Source organism: Massilioclostridium coli, from assembly GCF_900095865.1.
In the GTDB taxonomy this organism is placed as follows: domain Bacteria; phylum Bacillota; class Clostridia; order Oscillospirales; family Ruminococcaceae; genus Massilioclostridium; species Massilioclostridium facile.
Map to the genome: position 1 here is coordinate 619,635 of NZ_FMIZ01000006.1, position 17,583 is coordinate 637,217.

General features: G+C 39.1%; 15 protein-coding genes and 1 tRNA gene. 5 read left to right on the forward strand and 11 right to left on the reverse strand.

From position 1 onward, the window contains the following. The first annotated feature begins 224 nt into the window (after positions 1–224). Entirely contained in the window at positions 225–767 is a 543-nt protein-coding gene (locus BQ2683_RS04935) for a nitroreductase family protein (RefSeq protein WP_069987706.1), read from the forward strand. Between the two features lie 68 nt (positions 768–835). Here the strand turns inward: BQ2683_RS04935 and BQ2683_RS04940 are convergent, their stop codons facing one another. Next, positions 836–1,084: a hypothetical protein gene (locus BQ2683_RS04940; RefSeq protein ID WP_069987709.1), complete on the reverse strand. Its 249-nt coding sequence runs from the start codon at positions 1,082–1,084 to the stop codon at positions 836–838. Positions 1,085–1,166: 82 nt separating this feature from the next. Beyond that, positions 1,167–1,243, reverse strand: a tRNA-Pro gene (locus BQ2683_RS04945). A 336-nt stretch (positions 1,244–1,579) separates the two neighbouring features. On the opposite strand from BQ2683_RS04945, the gene metG reads away from it, so the two are divergent. From metG to BQ2683_RS04960, 3 genes are all read left to right on the forward strand, one after another. Beyond that, positions 1,580–3,526: a methionine--tRNA ligase gene (metG, locus tag BQ2683_RS04950; RefSeq protein WP_069987710.1), complete on the forward strand. Its 1,947-nt coding sequence runs from the start codon at positions 1,580–1,582 to the stop codon at positions 3,524–3,526. Between the two features lie 138 nt (positions 3,527–3,664). Further along, on the forward strand, positions 3,665–4,165 hold the full coding sequence (locus BQ2683_RS04955) for a hypothetical protein (RefSeq protein ID WP_069987711.1): 501 nt from the start codon (positions 3,665–3,667) through the stop codon (positions 4,163–4,165). Positions 4,166–4,307: 142 nt separating this feature from the next. Then, positions 4,308–5,084: a TatD family hydrolase gene (locus tag BQ2683_RS04960; protein ID WP_069987713.1), complete on the forward strand. Its 777-nt coding sequence runs from the start codon at positions 4,308–4,310 to the stop codon at positions 5,082–5,084. 304 nt (positions 5,085–5,388) lie between these two features. Here BQ2683_RS04960 and BQ2683_RS04965 read toward each other — a convergent pair whose 3' ends face one another. The 9 genes from BQ2683_RS04965 to BQ2683_RS05005 all read right to left on the reverse strand — a co-directional run bounded on the left by BQ2683_RS04965 (position 5,389) and on the right by BQ2683_RS05005 (position 15,504). After that, positions 5,389–6,573 (reverse strand): hypothetical protein, encoded by a 1,185-nt coding sequence (locus BQ2683_RS04965; RefSeq protein WP_069987714.1) that lies wholly within the window; start codon positions 6,571–6,573, stop codon positions 5,389–5,391. 251 nt (positions 6,574–6,824) lie between these two features. Then, positions 6,825–7,514 carry an ATP-binding cassette domain-containing protein gene (locus BQ2683_RS04970; RefSeq protein ID WP_069987715.1) on the reverse strand — a complete coding sequence of 230 codons (690 nt, stop codon included), beginning with the start codon at positions 7,512–7,514 and terminating at the stop codon, positions 6,825–6,827. 18 nt (positions 7,515–7,532) lie between these two features. Next, a complete protein-coding gene (locus BQ2683_RS04975; RefSeq protein WP_069987717.1) occupies positions 7,533–8,405 on the reverse strand; it encodes a hypothetical protein in 873 nt (290 codons plus the stop codon). Continuing rightward, positions 8,392–8,784 (reverse strand): hypothetical protein, encoded by a 393-nt coding sequence (locus BQ2683_RS13190; protein WP_141720177.1) that lies wholly within the window; start codon positions 8,782–8,784, stop codon positions 8,392–8,394. The genes BQ2683_RS04975 and BQ2683_RS13190 overlap by 14 nt, the downstream gene beginning before the upstream one ends. A 438-nt stretch (positions 8,785–9,222) precedes the next feature. Beyond that, a complete protein-coding gene (locus BQ2683_RS04985; protein WP_069987722.1) occupies positions 9,223–10,395 on the reverse strand; it encodes a hypothetical protein in 1,173 nt (390 codons plus the stop codon). Positions 10,396–10,412: 17 nt separating this feature from the next. Beyond that, entirely contained in the window at positions 10,413–11,579 is a 1,167-nt protein-coding gene (locus BQ2683_RS04990; protein WP_069987723.1) for a hypothetical protein, read from the reverse strand. Between the two features lie 102 nt (positions 11,580–11,681). Then, entirely contained in the window at positions 11,682–12,056 is a 375-nt protein-coding gene (locus tag BQ2683_RS04995) for a hypothetical protein (RefSeq protein WP_069987725.1), read from the reverse strand. Positions 12,057–12,991: 935 nt separating this feature from the next. Next, positions 12,992–14,365: an MATE family efflux transporter gene (locus BQ2683_RS05000; protein ID WP_463674931.1), complete on the reverse strand. Its 1,374-nt coding sequence runs from the start codon at positions 14,363–14,365 to the stop codon at positions 12,992–12,994. 137 nt (positions 14,366–14,502) lie between these two features. Continuing rightward, a complete protein-coding gene (locus BQ2683_RS05005) occupies positions 14,503–15,504 on the reverse strand; it encodes an LTA glycolipid anchor biosynthesis glycosyltransferase, IagA/BgsA family (RefSeq protein WP_069987728.1) in 1,002 nt (333 codons plus the stop codon). A gap of 372 nt (positions 15,505–15,876) precedes the next feature. On the opposite strand from BQ2683_RS05005, the gene BQ2683_RS05010 reads away from it, so the two are divergent. Then, on the forward strand, positions 15,877–17,565 hold the full coding sequence (locus BQ2683_RS05010; protein ID WP_069987730.1) for a hypothetical protein: 1,689 nt from the start codon (positions 15,877–15,879) through the stop codon (positions 17,563–17,565). Positions 17,566–17,583: the final 18 nt, after the last annotated feature.

A 17,583-nucleotide genomic window follows, 5' to 3' on the forward strand; every position in this document is an offset into this window, starting at 1 on the left:
TTCTGTGATCTCCTGTTTGTAACTTCTTTTTTTGTCTATGTCTGTATTGTACCCTTGCAATGTGATGAAAAAGTGTTGAAGGAATGAAACTTCTTATAAAGTTATATGTATTTTGTTTGAATGTATTCCCGCAAAAACAGAATTTACAACAACATGACAAGGTGCTATAATAAAACCATATCTATAATATAGAACTAAATACTATGGAAACGGAGATGTACTTTATGGAATTACGTCAAGCCATTACAGAACGCCGCAGCGTCCGTAAATTTACAGAGGACCCTGTAAGTAAACAAACGATCCATGAGCTGTTAGAACTTGCGTTACAAGCACCTTCCTGGAAAAACAGCCAGTGCTGGGAATACCTTGTGGTAGATGACCCAGCTACGAAGCAGTTTATGGCACAATCCATTCCAGAAACCAACCCCGCTTATAAATGCCTTTCTACGGCACCATATGTAGTAGTTTGTATCGCAGATCCTTCCAAAGTAGAAACTCCGCAGGGAAAACAATATTTTATGGCGGATGCCGCCACTTCCTTTTATGCCTTTTGGCTGGCATGCCATGATGCCGGTCTCGGTACGGTTGCCGCTGGCGAAATTATGGATGAGGACCCACTCAAACAAGCACTGGGAATACCAATGGAAAAACACATCTATTGTATTGCCCCTGTCGGTGTTCCGCTTTACCAGCCAAAACAACGCCCAAGAGAAGAATTTAACCAAAAAGTTTCGTTTGGACGATATGGCGAACCTTTTCAGGATTAATGGTCGCCCCTTTTTTCAGATTACAATAGGATAAGGAAAAACAGGCGCTGGTGCGCCTGTTTTCTGTTTTAAGCACCTTTGGTAAAATGAAATACAATGATAATAATTTCAATTACTGCTGCCACAAGAAAAATAAGCCCCGTATTCCGGTACATCTTTGCTTCTTCTTCTGGCTTGCTGTCACGGTGGTATTTCTCATTCTGTTTCCGATACATCCTTAATAGCCATGCTGGTTTTCCAATTAAGACATACAAACCAAAGATGAAACAACCAATGAAAAGAACAATATCAATCCGAATATCAAAAAACCAATCCATTTTTTAAGCTCCTTTACGGTAATCGTCCACTATTTTGCAATACAAAAAGAGGCTCTTCACCCATTGTGAAGAGCACTCGTCATGGTCTGAGTGACGGGACTTGAACCCACGGCCTCCACCACCCCAAGGTGGCGCGCTACCAAGCTGCGCTACACCCAGATATTAAGTTTTATTATAGCATAGGGATTCTGGCAAAGTCAAGGGGATTTTGTTACGCTTTTTCGGCGATGATAGCTGTTGCGATAATGTATAATAGTTGGAAAGAAAAAGATATTTTTTGTTGTAAAATAAAGTTCTGTTCCATTTGTTATCAGGTGACACTGCCATGACCGCAGTTTATAGAGTATAAGTATTGAACAAAAACAGAATTTTTATAAAAACCATTGGGTTTTTCCAGAAATATGGTATAATAATTTTAATATATCTTTTTTATCCCCTGAGGATCATAGCCTTGGGAATATCATACGCCCCATTCGGCGGAAGGAGTTTTAGAATATGAAAGAAAAATACTATCTGACAACGGCAATTGCCTACGCTTCTAGAAAGCCTCATATAGGCAACACATATGAAATTGTATTGGCGGATGCAATCGCCCGCTTTAAACGCATGCAAGGATATGATGTGCATTTTTGTACCGGTACTGATGAGCATGGTCAAAAAGTAGAGGAGTTAGCGAAATCCGCTGGTATCTCTCCACAGCAATATGTAGACCAGGTTTCCGGGGAAATCAAACAGATCTGGGATTTGATGGGTTCCAGTTATGATACTTTTATCCGTACCACCGACCCTTATCACGAAAAAGTAGTGCAAAAAATCTTTAAAAAATTATACGATAAGGGGGATATTTACAAAAGTGAATATGAAGGGATGTACTGCACCCCTTGTGAATCCTTTTGGACCCCAACCCAGCTGGTGGATGGAAAATGTCCTGACTGTGGCAGGGAAGTGGTTCCAACCAAAGAAGAAGCTTATTTCTTCCGTATGAGCAAATATCAGGATCGCTTAATGCAGTATATTCAGGACCACCCTGAATTTATTCAACCAAAATCCCGTGAAAATGAGATGGTCAACAACTTCTTAAAACCAGGGCTGCAAGACCTCTGTGTTTCCAGAACTTCCTTCAAATGGGGTATCCCTGTGGATTTTGATCCAAAACACGTGGTTTATGTATGGCTTGACGCTCTAACCAACTATATTACCGCCTTAGGATATGACCCAGATGGCAGCAGTGAAACTTTCAAGAAATACTGGCCAGCCGATGTCCATATTATTGGAAAGGATATTCTCCGGTTCCATACCATTTACTGGCCAATCATGTTAATGGCGTTAGACCTCCCACTGCCAAAACAGATTTTTGGCCACCCATGGCTGTTATCTGGTCAGGACAAAATGAGTAAATCTATCGGCAATGTTATTTATGCCGATGACCTTTCCCGCCAGTTCTCTATGGAAGCAGTCCGTTTTTACCTCTTAAGTGAAATGCCTTACGCCCAGGATGGTAGCATTACCTACGAAAATGTCATTACAAGATATAACTCTGAATTGGCAAACACATTGGGCAATCTGGTAAACCGTACTGTCACCATGGTAAACAAATATTTTGAAGGAAGCGTTTGTGAGCCTACCGCTAAAGAACCATTGGATGAGGAACTAGTTTCCGCTGCCAAAACAGCAAAAGAAAAGTTTATTTCCTGTATGGAAGCGTTCAAAACCTCCGACGCCATTGACGCCATTATGACTTTTGCCCGCCGTTGCAACAAATATATTGATGAAACCACTCCTTGGTCTTTGGCAAAAGAAGAATCCTCTATGCCTCGCTTGGGTACGGTATTGTACAATCTGTTAGAGGGTATTCGTTGGATTGCGGTAATGCTATCCCCATTCATGCCGGATACTTCTAAAGAAATACTTGCCCAGATCAACAGCAGCTTAGATAGTTTGGATTCCCTAGAGGGATTCAACGGCATTCAAGTTGGTTCCAAAGTAGGTCAACCAAAAGCACTGTTTGCCCGTATTGACGAAGCAAAAAAACTGGCGGAAATCCAAGCGGAAATCGAAGCCGCTAAACCAAAAAAAGAAGCTCCGAAAAAACAGGAGAAAAAAGAAACAGTTCCAGGCGTCATTACAATTGATGATTTCGCAAAGGTACAGTTGTGCGTCGCACAAATTAAGGAATGCGTAAAAGTAGAAAAATCCGATAAATTATTAAAACTGCAATTGGACGATGGAGCAGCAGGACGCCAAGTTGTTTCTGGTATTGCCACTTGGTACAAACCGGAAGACTTAATTGGCAAAAAAGTAATTATTGTTTCCAATTTAAAGCCAGCAAAACTGCGTGGTGTGGAGAGCCAGGGGATGATCCTTGCAGCAGATTGTTCCGAAAAAGAAGTAAAAGTACTGTTTGTGGATGAATCCATCCCATGCGGCGCAAAAATTAGATAAAATAAAAAGGGTTAGCCCACGGGACACTCTCCAGGAAGGGTGCCCCGTGAAACTTTTATTCTAGATATATACTTAAGGATGGACAATAATTTACTTTGGGAAAGGGTATGATATCATACCGAAATATGAGGTGTAGTGATGACAACAATCCAAAAGGACAAATACATCTTTTCCGTTGATATTGAAAAAACAAAAGAATATTATAAAACCCTTCCTCTTTGTGATTGCCCTTATTGTCGTAATTACTATAGACAAATAAAAGATAAATTACCGAAACTGGATGCTTTTTTAAAGGAATTCGGTGTGAATATCTCAAAGCCAGATGAAATATTCAGTATCGAAATGGATAACTACATTGATTATATCAACGTATACTATACCGTTTGCGGAAACATCAAATCTATGGGAAAACATGAAATCAATCTATATGATCATTCATTGTTAAATATAGCGATCACTGATGATTTTTCCCCACCAAATGAGCAAACTGAAGCGTACTTCGTTATTTCGGTGATGGGGATTAAACTACCATGGGTGTTAGAGGAACCTTTCCCAACAACAGATGACCCTTTTCCAACAACAAAAGAAAAAATTTCAGAAAAACTCAAAAACTATTTCAAAAAATTGTTCAACAAATAATGGGTAATGACGAAAATTTCATATATGTCCACAAATACAACCCGAAAAAAGGTTCTTTTTGTTCACAACCTCTATAGAAATATCTTCTTTATGAAGTGTCTTCCGCAGGCTGGTCCTTTTATTCTCGTAAGAAGGTGATAAGATGCAATTAACTGGTATTTTTGATTCCCATGCCCATTATGATGACCCAAAATTCGAGGAAGACCGGGAGGATTTGATTTCGTCCCTTTCCTCCAATGGTATCCGGGCAGTACTTAATGCTTCCAGCGATATGGAAACTTCCCGCAATAGTTTTCAGCTAGCACACCGATACCCTTTTTTCTGGTGCGCTGTTGGGGTGCATCCCCACGAAGCGGAAGGGGTTGCGGAAAACTATCTGGAAGAATTAACGCAAATGTCCCAGGATGACAGGGTAGTTGCCATAGGGGAAATCGGATTGGATTATCATTATGACCTCAGTCCAAGGGATATCCAGAAAAACGTGTTCCGTCAACAGATGGAATTGGCAAAACAGTTACATCTTCCAGTGGTAATCCATTCCAGGGAAGCAACCCAGGATACTCTGGAAGTTTTAAACGAGTTCCCCGAAGTAACCGGTGTTGTTCATTGTTTTAGCGGCAGTGCGGAAACCGCGAAACAACTGCTAAATATGGGGTACTACATTGGATTTACCGGAGTGATTACCTTTAAAAATGCCAAAAAAACTGTTTCCGCGGCGGAAGTAGTCCCATTGGACCGGATGTTGATTGAAACCGACTGCCCCTATATGGCGCCTGTTCCATGCAGAGGAAAGCGCTGCGATTCCACTATGCTGCCTTACACAGTGGAAAAACTGGCGGAAGTCAAACAGGTTTCCCCGCAGGAATTGGTTGACCACGCCAGAGAAAACACCTGCCGGCTATTTGGTATTTCGTTATAGCAGAAAAACCACCCGCAAAGGATAACTGCCAATAAGCTGGTGTTGTACGTACACTTTAGAAGTAGTTACTTTCAGCTTACTTTCTACTAAATTTTTAGGAACAACTTTATTGTATATAAATAGATAAGCTACCACTTAACTACTAATTAGCCTGTTGTGGAAATTTTTTCAATCAGTAATGGAACCGGGTGTTTCAAGCTAGAACGTACAAAAAGAGGATTCCTTAACTTATTGAGGAATCCTCTTTTCTCGTTTATTATGCCAAATACAGTGATCATTTCCACCCAAATTATAGCACATAGATTTAGCACTGATGGGTAATCATATCCCCAATGACAAGATATGCTCCCGTAGTCGCGTCCACAAAATACCGGACATGCTGCCCACTTTGGAATTTATCCAGGCTCTCCAAACTGATCTCATCCGACGTTAATGTAAATGTATCCACTACCCAAACCGGCTGTAAAATAACTTCTGTCGCATTCGGGGTATCCACCATTGGAAAATAACAAAGTTCTACACGGTTTACCAGGGATTTTTGGTTTTTAAATGCTTTCGCCAGTCGTTGCGATACACTATCCAGCAATTCCTGTAATGAAATGACAGGCACATTCTCCTCTTTTAAGCGAGTATCATAAAACGCGAAGGATTGCCATCCCCGTACTCCATCCTTCGTAACAACCGCCGCTACCGTACTTCCATAACCATAAATCGAATCTGTCATTTCGGACCGGCAATGAAAGTCCGAAAAAATGGGGACGCCATCCACCAAAACAGGATATTGGATAAAATATCCTTCCTCTATTTTCTTTCCATAAGAAAGGTCAATTTTTGTTGCCCGTACCATATTTTCATAGGTTAAGGGATATACTTTTGGATTGAGGTCCACTGTTAGTCCCAATTGGTTAATGATATTGTTTACCTGCTCTACCGCATCCTGCCGTGATAAAGACTGCAAATCTCCCTCTGAAGCATAACTGGACAATGGGGGATAGTAGACGCCATTTGCTTGCATTAAAAAATCATAAGCTCCAGTACATCCATCTTTATCACTGGCATGGTAAGAAGAATTCTCCCTGCTTACCGTAAATATCATGGTATCGTTTTTTACAACATACTGCTGGTCCGTATCAGGTAAATCTACCATTTCATCTTCCGGAGGGATACGTACTGTTACATCCTGCTGCCTTCCTGGATAAAAGGTATCAATCCATAACTGGTGGTCCGGCAGCTTCATGGTTGCATAATAGGTATTAAACTGTTGTGGGGATGGCACCTCAATTTCCACATCCCAAAAAGTATGGTCATCATACTGTTTCCGGATATAATTGGGGTAATTGGAAAATTCTTCTGGATTTGTGTTGGATAAATCTACATCTGCATTTACTTCCAGGTAACTAAAATCCTGTGCCTGTTCTTTAGTATTGGGACATCCTGTAAAGGTCAAACAAGCCGTCAGAACGATACAAATTATCCAAAATTTCCTCATAATACCACTTCCTTTACTCCATGGAACTGTTATTTTAGCGAGTAATCAAAGTATTCACATCTATGTTCTACTTTTAGTATACAACGCAGGGTAGATGTTTTCAATCTATATTGTGGTTTTTTGTCGATTTTTATCACAATCAATCTCAAATCTAATGTTTAGTTTCATCTATCAATTGGTAATTTTACCAAAGAAATAGCCCTACCTTTTATATAAAAAGTAGAGCTATTTCTTATTGGAAGAAAAACAAATTATTCGCCTGATGGTTCCACAGTAACAGCTTGTTCCTTTTCTTTGATGATTTCGGAAATAATTTTTCCATGATCCATTTCATGCACTGTATCGCATAAAATCTCAATGTCCTCTTTGCCGTGGCTGGCAATCAAAATGGTTTTTCCTTCTTCCCGAAGGTTCAACAATAATTTACGGATTTCATCCACACCATGGTTATCCAAGCCATTCATCGGTTCATCTAGCAACAAAATCTCCGGGTCTTCCATCAAAGCTTGGGCAATCCCCAAGCGCTGACGCATCCCCAAAGAGAATTTTCCTACTTTTTTCTTGCTATCGGGATCCAATCCGACTCGTTTGATTGCCGCTAAAATTTCTTCTTTTCCAATTTTATTTTTGATCATTGCCAAAAATTTTAGATTATGGTAAGCGTCATAATTAGGCAAAAATCCAGGCGCTTCTATGATAATACCGATGTCATCCGGAACATCTATATCTTTTGCGATCCGTTTTCCATTGATGGTAATTTCTCCGCTGGTGGGTATTACAAAACCACACATACACTTTAGCAGCATGGTTTTTCCAGATCCATTCCTACCAATCAATCCATGAATCTTTCCACGCTCAAAATTCAAGGAGATATCGTTTAATACAGTTGCTGTTTTAAATGATTTTACTAGATGTTTGACTTGTATCGCATAATCTGCCATAATAGACACTCCTCTCTTTTATACAGGTGGTAAAACTTCAATGGTTTGTTTGCGGTTTGCCCAAATACAGCCTACTATCAAAATTACAGTTAGTATAATATACATTATCATCACATAAGGAAAAGTTGGCTGTGTGGTGCCGTAATCAATCTCAATCAGGTTTAAATGGCTCCAGGTGACCGGTGAAAAATGGTATAGAAAATAAGTAAGATCTAATGTGATAAAAGTTTGGGATAAAAAAGAGTCAAAAACCAAAAACGCACTTGCAATTCCCATGCCAACAATACGAGTGTTTGTCAAAGAATTAAAAAAATAAATTAATAATCCAACAAACATTCCACTAAACCATAAGAACAAAAAGGTAAACCACATTGCTTGTAACGGAGTAAAATAATTAATAATTTTGGTTGATACAAAAATATTAAGTGGAATATCCGAATGAAAAGTTAAATTGCCTAAACTAGTAAAAAGTTTTCCCCATCCTGTCGTGAATTCCATATGACCAATATGTAAAATAATACTGGAAAAAATAATAAATAGCATATAAATCGCCGTTGTCAAGGCAACATATATAATCTGGCCTACACTCCATGCGGTACGGCCTGTGCGGATAATGGAATAGGGTTGATTGGCATCAATAAACGGCGCGTTACAAAAGATAAAAACCAATGGTAAAAACAAAACAATACTGGACCATTGAGCAGTGAATAAAAATGGAAACAGCCATGGGGACATTTTTAAACCTAAAGAACTACATACTGTCCCTAAGGAACCGGAAAAATAATTTACTTCAATCAATATTAAAATTGCTGCCAGTATAATACGGTAGTCATGCCGCCATTTTCGGAAGTTTTGGCAACATACAAACCAGGAATTTTTAAGTAATCTCATTGCCAATCCTCCTTTTTACAACCCTGCTGAATATCAAGCTAAATATCAAAACGATAACAGCATATACCCCAACGATATAGGCTAGATTTAAAATTGGATTTTCTTGTTTGAAAACGTCTTCTAATGTATTTATAGAGTAAAAATTTAAATAAACAGGAAAGCTTCTTGAGATAGTGGTTACAATATAACAGCAAATAAAAGGGGATAGCAATGCAATAAAACGGTTCGGTAATAAGGCAGAAATGCTAAGCCCTACCATTCCCCAAGCAGCTGTTTCCAATGATATAACAAATATATGGTATAAAATATAAAGCCATGGTGAAACCATAAATAATTTTCGGGTAATAGGGAAGTTGGTCACATTCAATTCATTTTCCATGTTAGCAACAGGAAAAAGAAATAACAATATTATTACGAACAATAACAATCCCAGAAATACAGTGAGGAATGTTACGGTAAAGCAGCTAAAAATACGTCCTCTAATATATGCCTTTGTTCCGCTTCGGGAACTGTGGCAACGAATATACTGACAGTTCCAGTCACTGCAAAAACTGGATACCGCAGGAAAGGATGCGAAAACCGACAATAGTATAACGTCCATTGATGTCATAAACAGCATAAATAACACATTTACTACTGTTGATGTCCCCATACTGCCTTCAAATATAATATAATAAGAGCTACTAAACAGACAAACAGCAGTAACACATAAGATACTAAATACAAACCGTTTATTCCATAGAAAACGGCAACAGTCTGATTTCCAGCTGGAAAAAATTCTTCTCAAAATAATCCCCCCTTTTCAATAAAAGCTATATTATCCCAAGGCATCCATGGCAATATCGCCTGTTACAATGATCTCCCCAGTTGTTGCGTCATAATAATACCGCATATGCTCCCCATTGCTGAATTTATCCAGATTATCCAAGCTCGCGGTTGCGTTGGTGGAACATCCATCAATCACCCATGCTGGTTTTAACGGAACCTCTTTGTCGTATTCTTCTTCTGCCAGCGGCAAATAGCACAGCTCCGCACGGTTGATTAAACAATCTTTTCCTTTATATTTTCCTTGCAGCCTGGTTGCCGCGTCTTCCAGCACTGTTTCCAACGCTACAATCGGCACATCTTCTTCCACCAACTGGGTATCATAAAAACTTTCTGTATTAAAAGCCCGAATCCCGCTTTTTGTGACAATCGCACTAACACAACTTCCATGGGATTGATAGTACGCATCCGAATGTGGCGCTTGATGGAAATCCGTAAACATCGGGACGCCATCCACAGAACAGCGATATAAAATAAAATACCCTTCCTGTACCCCATTCATATGGAATGGAAAACTGGCAACTTCCTGCATCTGGCTTTTGGTGAACGGATATATTTCTGGGTTTTCATCTACGTTTAATCCTAGAATTTGTATCATTTCATTCACCTGATCCAACGCATCCTGCTGGCTAATAGAAGGTAAATCCTTATCTTGATCGGAACACTTTGTATATAGCGGGGGATAGTCCAAGCCGGTAGCCAAACTGTGATACGCATAGGTACCGCCATATCCATCTAAATTGCTGGCTGCATAGATGACTTCCTCCCTGCTTACATATAAGTCTGTTATTTCTCCATTTTTTTCTGCTGTATATGATGATTCCTCTATTTTTGGATTGACTTGACCGATATCTCGTTCTACAATATCCGATTCTTGATAGTTGGAAAAAAACGTTTTTATATACAATTGCTCATCCGGTATCTTCATGGTTGCCAGATAGGTGTTGAACTGCTGGGGTGTTGGAACCACGATATCCATATCATAAAACAGGTTCTCACTGCACTGTTTCCGCACATGGTCCGGGTATTGGGAAAAATCCGCCGGATTGGTATAGGACAAACTGGCGTCCGCATTGATTTCCTTTACGCCATTTGCCCCAGAACATCCGGTACAGACCAAACAAAATACTAGCAATACACAGGTTGCTAAACACAGTTTTTTCATGTTCCCTACCCCCTTTGTCAGGATAACACCATTTTTCCGGTTGTAGCATCAATAAAATAAGGTTTATAGCTAAACGCCAAAACATCTATAGAATCCTGGTCAATCTTAATATCCTCTAAATCCTGAACCTTGCTCCAGTCCACTTCCTGCATAAAAACATATGTGCCGATTACCCAGGTGGGCTGCAAAGTAAAATCATTGCCATCTACGTCATTGGTAATGGGAAGGTAACACAACTCCGCCTTGTTGATTAAAATTGGCCCCATATCCACCATTTCTTCCAGATACGTTTGCACCGATGAAAAAGCAGACTCCAATGAGATTAAATCCACATTTTCCTGTACACATTCTGTTGTTTCATAAAATCCTCCTGTCCAGACTTCATCCAGCCCATAATTGGTATAGGCAATCCCCAAATAACTTCCGGATACGATATCCTGGTCTGGCGGAGTATAATCAAAATCGTAAACAGGGACGTTGTCCACCAGAGCGCGGTATGAGATAAAATAGCCCTGTTCTTCCTCGTTATATCGAGTAAAATCGCCAGCATAACGATCTGAAAGTTGATTCAACTCTTCTTCATCAAACGCGTACACACTTGGTTCTGATTCCAGTGGGAGCTGCAATTGTTCTACAAAATTCTTTGCCGTAGTTAAGGCTTCCTGTTTGTCTACATCGGGGATTGTCTCTTTTTTGAAAAAAGAGGACATGGGAAGGTAACTATCGTCTTTATAATTGGTAAAATTATTGCAAAGCATATATTCCCGATTTAGAAACCGTTTCGCATAATTTATCTTTGTTGCAGCTAGGTTGAGCACACTGCCCTCCCCATCGTGGGTATAAATAGTTTGCGCATAAGGAGATGGATTGGTTGCTGCGTCATCATTTACCAACCTGATTTGATCCAACCGGTCACCATAACACAAATCCACCCAGGTTTCCACATCGGGTTTCCTCAATTGAGCTTTATAAATATGATAGGTGGCGTCTTCGGGTACAATAATATCCGCATTCACCAACAGCCTATCGCTCAATTGTTCCCGATAATGGTCGGGTAAATTTTTTAACTCCGCTGGGTCGGTGATCGAAATATCCCCTTTCACCTGTACCCCTGTTGGAAAACATCCCGTACATAGCAAAGCCATTGCCACTGCCAAACTGATTGCCGCCCATCTTTTTTTCATACCAATCACCCTCCTTATACTCAAATAAAATGGGAAGGCCGGTGCAGGCTGCCGACCTTCCCTCCCTTATGCCTTTTTCATCAATTCCATTGGTGAAGTTCATCAAGGAGTGAACACACCTACTACTGAAGTAGAGGAACCTCCACCTGATCCTCTCAATTCATAGTTATTAAATTGAATTGCATGACCAGCATTATAACTTAAATTCACAGATCGCCCACTGGCAATAGCCGTTCGTGCAGTTACTGGTGAGGAAATACTTTGACGATATACTTGATAATAAATTGTATCTGTTGCAGATTGAATATTAACATTTGCATAGCCAACTGTACCAGATTTCATTACATAACCTGTTGATGTTGGTCCATACGCAAAATTAAATCCAAAGTCTCTTGGTCCTGCCATTGCGCCAGTTGTCATCACTGCGCCCACTAACATTGCTGCCGCTAGAGCAGCCGCTATTTTCTTCTTTAACATAAAAATTCACGTCCTTTCTTTTGAACATTTTTTCTTCTTGTTGCAGTCTTCTTTTTTATTGCAAGTTTTGTTGGCTGCCTGCCCGTTGCACACACAACCGCCAGCAAAACAAGAATAACCGTTTTTTGTTATTTTTTACATTTTTATTTATTTTTTTGCCTTCATTTTTATTTTATCGACTGTTTTTTACTATTTTCCCTATACCGTCTATTTTTGTTATAACTTTCCTATTTGTTTGATTGTGGTTTTAGTATACATCATTATTTTTCTAATTTCAATATGTAATTTCCACAATTGTTGAGAAATATTATATAAAATATCCCCTAAAACAAAATTATTTTAACTAAAAATTACAATTTCGTTCTTTCCTGGAAATTATATAATTTGTTCTTTTTTCAATTATTTTGTCGGATAAATTACTATTTCATAGATTTCCATCAGATGAAAAATATAACATTTTGTCAATTTACCCAGAAATATTTGTTTATTTGTCAAATACAGGATTATTTTGTAATTCTATTTCAAACAACCTATTCTACTGTACTTTTCTTCCATAATATGTTTCTTTTTTGTCCATTGTTCCAAACAAAAACCGTCTCATAAAAACAGAAAATATCTCATCACAACAGCGATGCTTTCCTATTTTCCACACTCACAGCATATAAAAAGAAAGCTTCCATCATAAATCTGGCAAAATTCCCTTCTTGTAACGACCAATTGCAAGATTCCTATACTGGTGCGTTGCAAAGAATCACCTCCGTTTGAAAAAATCACACAGGAATTTTTTGCTATCAGAACTCACCAAATAAACGCAAAATAATCGTGGATTCTTTTCTATAGGGGCAATATTTTCTTTTACCGCGGTACATTTTAGTATTTCGTAATAAAAAAATAGGCAGGAACAAATTTCCTGCCCATTAACAAAACCACTGTAGTTAAAGCTGTTTTATTTTTTGGTTATAAATATGGCGCAACATGATAAAACACAATATTACACAGCACAACTCCGCAATAGGGAACGCAAACCAAACAGAGTGCAATCCTGCTGTTACTGCTAACAAATACGCTACTGGCAATATAATCACCAACTGACGTGCTGCGGAAATCACCAAACTATAAACACCATTCCCCAACGCCTGAAATACAGAGATAATGATAATACTAAATCCAGCAAAAATAAAACTTAAGCTGATAATACGCAATGCGTAACCACCAATCTCCAACATATCTTTTGAAGCGTTAAACAATAGCAACAATTGGTCTGGTAGCAACTGGAAGATTAGCAACCCTACAACCATAAATCCAACTGCAATGATAATGCTCAATTTAATCGTCTGCGTAATACGTTGTTTATTCTTTGCACCATAATTATAAGCAATAATTGGTACCATTCCATTGTTCAGCCCAAACACTGGCATAAAAATAAAGCTTTGTAATTTGAAATATACCCCAAAAACAGATACCGCAACCGTTCCTTGGGTAGGGAAGATCATTAAAATTTTATTCATCCCAAAGGTCATAATAGAAACAATGGATTGCATAATAATAGACGGAATCCCTACCGAATAAATTTGACGGATTGTCCTGCCATGGGGACGAAATTTCCTCATACTGATATTGATTTCATGGTTTTTCCAGTGATTAAAGAGAAACGCCAAAGCTGCCGCTACAATTTGTCCAGCAACGGTTGCCACTGCCGCCCCTTGTACACCCATCTTTGGGAAGGGACCAATTCCAAAAATCAGTAACGGGTCAAAAATAATATTAATGATTGCACCTGCCCCTTGGGTAAACATCGTATAAATCGTTTTACCGGTGGATTGCAGCAGGCGTTCTAATATAATCTCCAAAAACAATCCAAAAGAAAAAATACAACACACAGAAAGATATTGTACTCCCATTTCGATCACACGGGTATCTGTTGTTTGCAGGGAGAAAAAGAGTCTAGAGCCAAAAATTCCAAATAAAGCGAACACAATATAGGTAATCAGAATTACAAAAATACCGTTTTTAGCGGTTAAGCTCGCCTCTTTCAATTTCTTTTCCCCAAGGCGTCGGGATAATAACGCATTTACGCCAACCCCGGTTCCAGTGGCAAACGCAATCATCAATGACTGGACAGGAAATGCCATGGAAACAGCTGCCAATCCTAGGCTTTCCGCATCAATTTGGGCCACAAAAACACTATCCACTACGTTATACATTGCCTGTACCAGCATCGCCACCATCATCGGCAAAGACATTGTAATTAAAAGCTTATTTACAGGCATTGTTCCCATTTTGTTTTCTACTGGTTTTTGTTCTGTCAATTGAGAAACCTCCTCATCTGGTTATTCTTCTATCTTCAACAATTTACTCCATTAAATTATATCATAGAATCGAAAATTGTCATAGTCTATTCCTTGAAAAAACAGGAAAAGCCAGCAGTCCGTTCCCTGCTGGCTTTTTATTGTTCTAATACTGTTTGATAAATTTGAACCAATTGCTTTCCAATGGATTCCAAACTCCGCTCCGCTGCAACCTGGTATCCCTGTTCTGTTAAATCAGGGCAACGCCGCTCTAAAATATTTCTGGTTTTCTGTTCAAACTCGTCCAATGTTTTGGCCTTATAAACATTTTTTCCATCCTCAAACCATCCCTGATAAATGGGAATATCTCGAATAAGAACATTCTGCTTACAAGCTAGTGCTTCCAACAACACAATACCTTCTGTTTCCTCATAAGTAGGGAAGATAAAAAGGTCAGAACCAGAATAGGCGGTACGTAGGATATCACTTTCCACATAACCTGGGAAGAACAGATTGGGCAATTTCGTCTTTACTGCCTTTCCAATCTTTTTGGGGACAGAATATAGGGGAGTGTGCCCAAACCAAATAAACTGGTACTCTGGCATCCTTTTTGCCAACTCCACAAAGTCCAAAATTCCTTTTCGTTCAATGTATAACCCTACCGCCATCACAATCTTATCCGTAGGGGAAAAATGAAACCGTTCCCGGAATTCCCTGGACTTAACAGGGTCCTTTTTAAAAAATTCAATTTCAATTCCATTGGAAACTGCATATATTTTTTTGTCAATACCATATTGTTCTAACAATTGTTTGGAATAAGGGGTTGGTGTAATAATACAATCCCCTGAAGTATAGCATTTAATCAGCCATTTTTTAAAATAAGGGGAAATTAAATTGGAAAATAAAAAAGAGTTACGGAAATCTTCTTCTGTGCTATGCGCATGATAAACTACTTTAATCCCCTGTTTCTTAGCGCGCTGTGCTAATTGATAAGATTTTGGGCCAATTGTATTGATGTGTACCAGATCATAGGTATCTTTTGGGTCCAAGGTATACGGGACGCCGTTTTTTTCCAGCGCCTTCATCTGATGGCTCAGAGTTTTACCCACCCCTGACTTTTTAATCAGATTCATCGCCTCTGAGTAAAGCAATACTTTCATACTGTCACCATTTATTATTATTTTTTCTAACCTCTTTATTATATCTCTTTTTAAAGATATGTCAATGTAAACGGGATATCTGAAAGAGTTTTGTAATAAAATCCGTTGTATTATCCCTTTTTTAGGGAATCAATCCCTGTTTCAAAGGATCGCTAGCAATTTTACAGGAAATTTTTCTATTTACAAGCTATAAAAATTTGTGCTATATATAATAGTAGGAAGATTGTTAAAATTGAAAATAAACCTTGAATTTTTTGAAGTCTTATTCCTCTTTTTATATCCCGTATGTTATAATAGGAGGGAAAACCATGCCAATTATTATGGTTTTGATCAACATAAACCAAAAAGAAACTTTCGTGAAAAGGAGTCCTTATGTCAAAGAAGATTAAAAAAATTGTAATCCCCTTGCTGGTTTCAGTTGTATTGGGGTTTGTTTGGTTTTATATTACCATACCTGCAATTAACTTGAAATCCTCTAGCTTCTACAGCTTTTTGCTGTTTTTAATTGTAGTATTTATTGTAACAAGGTTGATTATTACCTTTTCCATTCGTGGAATTCGCGACAAAGTAACGGATTTTAAAGATCAGCACCAAGATGGTGGAGAAAAGGTATTTGCGGATATGAAGCCTACCAGCAAGAAAAAACTAAAAATTGCTGCTTGGGTTGTTGGCATCCTTTTGGTTGGCGCAGGTATTATCTGGCTAACCTCCTCCGAAATTACCAACGCCAAAAAATATCAGCAACAATTAACGGTGAATACCCGTGATTTCCAGAAAGACGTAGCGGAAATTCCAATCTCTCAAATTCCAATTGTGGACAAGGATACCGCAATCCGTTTAGGAGACCGTAAACTGGGAGAAGTTGTAGAACTGACCTCCCAATTTGAGGTATCTCCATTATACTCCCAAATTAATATGAATAATGCACCAACCCGTGTATCCCCATTGGTATACGCTGACCCTATCAAATGGCTTACAAATCAGAGCGAAGGGATCCCTTACTACATCAAAATTGATATGGCTACCCAGGATACCCAATTGGTCGAATTAGAAAAGCCAATGAAATACAGCCCTTGCGAGTACTTTAACCGCCGCTTGGAACGTCATGTACGTTTTGCATACCCAACATTGATGTTTGAAGATCCTACTTTTGAAGTGGATGACGATGGAAATCCATATTGGGTGGTTCCCGTATATGATTATAAAATTGGTTTAATTGGTGGTAAGGATATTACAGGTATTGTTCTGGTAGATGCGGTATCTGGAGAAATGACCCATTACTCCGTAGCCGATGTGCCACAATGGATCGACCAGGTTTATCCGGATGATCTATTGAATACCCAGGCAAACAACTGGGGGAAATATACCAACGGCTTTATCAACTCGGTAATTGGGCAAAAAAATGTAATTAAAACCACCGACGGATACAACCATTTGGCATTGGACGATGACCTGTGGATGTACACTGGGCTAAGTTCTGTTACTGCGGACCAATCCAATATCGGTTTCCTACTGGTAAACAAACGCACCAAAGAAACCCGTTACTATCAAATTAATGGTGCGGATGAATCTTCCGCTATGGGTTCAGCAGAAGGTAAGGTACAGGAAAAAGAATACGTGGCTACTTTCCCAATCTTAATTAATGTGGCAGAACGGCCGACCTATTTTGTCAGCTTAAAAGACGCAGCAGGGCTGGTAAAGGAATTCGCGTTTGTATCAGTGGAAAATTACCAGACTGTTGGGGTTGGAGATACCTTAAGCAGTGCGCAGGACTCCTATATTAAACAGTTAAAATCCTCTGGGCAGGCGCCCGAATCAGAAACAACTTCTGCGTCCGGTACAATCGCGCAGATCACCAGTGCTGTAAAAGAGGGGAATACCTATTACTATTTCACTCTGGATGGAAAACCGGAAGAAATCTATGTTGCTTCCATTGAATTAAGCGACGGTTTGCCAATGTTAAAACAGGGGGATACTGTAACGCTAGAATTCCAGGAAGACGCCTTCCGTTACCGCCAGGTGACTACGATTGAGATCGGAACATCCTCCTCTATAGAATAAACCATTTTAAAATAGAAA

Bases quoted from the DNA above. Each gene is read 5' to 3' on its own strand.
- BQ2683_RS13190 (WP_141720177.1), bottom strand. From the start codon at position 8,784: ATGGAAAATGAATTGAATGTGACCAACTTCCCTATTACCCGAAAATTA.
- BQ2683_RS04990 (WP_069987723.1), bottom strand. From the start codon at position 11,579: ATGAAAAAAAGATGGGCGGCAATCAGTTTGGCAGTGGCAATGGCTTTG.
- BQ2683_RS04985 (WP_069987722.1), bottom strand. From the start codon at position 10,395: ATGAAAAAACTGTGTTTAGCAACCTGTGTATTGCTAGTATTTTGTTTG.
- BQ2683_RS04995 (WP_069987725.1), bottom strand. From the start codon at position 12,056: ATGTTAAAGAAGAAAATAGCGGCTGCTCTAGCGGCAGCAATGTTAGTG.
- BQ2683_RS05010 (WP_069987730.1), top strand. From the start codon at position 15,877: ATGTCAAAGAAGATTAAAAAAATTGTAATCCCCTTGCTGGTTTCAGTT.
- BQ2683_RS04975 (WP_069987717.1), bottom strand. From the start codon at position 8,405: ATGAGATTACTTAAAAATTCCTGGTTTGTATGTTGCCAAAACTTCCGA.
- BQ2683_RS04940 (WP_069987709.1), bottom strand. From the start codon at position 1,084: ATGGATTGGTTTTTTGATATTCGGATTGATATTGTTCTTTTCATTGGT.
- BQ2683_RS04960 (WP_069987713.1), top strand. From the start codon at position 4,308: ATGCAATTAACTGGTATTTTTGATTCCCATGCCCATTATGATGACCCA.
- BQ2683_RS04965 (WP_069987714.1), bottom strand. From the start codon at position 6,573: ATGAGGAAATTTTGGATAATTTGTATCGTTCTGACGGCTTGTTTGACC.
- BQ2683_RS04970 (WP_069987715.1), bottom strand. From the start codon at position 7,514: ATGGCAGATTATGCGATACAAGTCAAACATCTAGTAAAATCATTTAAA.
- BQ2683_RS04935 (WP_069987706.1), top strand. From the start codon at position 225: ATGGAATTACGTCAAGCCATTACAGAACGCCGCAGCGTCCGTAAATTT.
- BQ2683_RS04955 (WP_069987711.1), top strand. From the start codon at position 3,665: ATGACAACAATCCAAAAGGACAAATACATCTTTTCCGTTGATATTGAA.
- BQ2683_RS05005 (WP_069987728.1), bottom strand. From the start codon at position 15,504: ATGAAAGTATTGCTTTACTCAGAGGCGATGAATCTGATTAAAAAGTCA.
- metG (WP_069987710.1), top strand. From the start codon at position 1,580: ATGAAAGAAAAATACTATCTGACAACGGCAATTGCCTACGCTTCTAGA.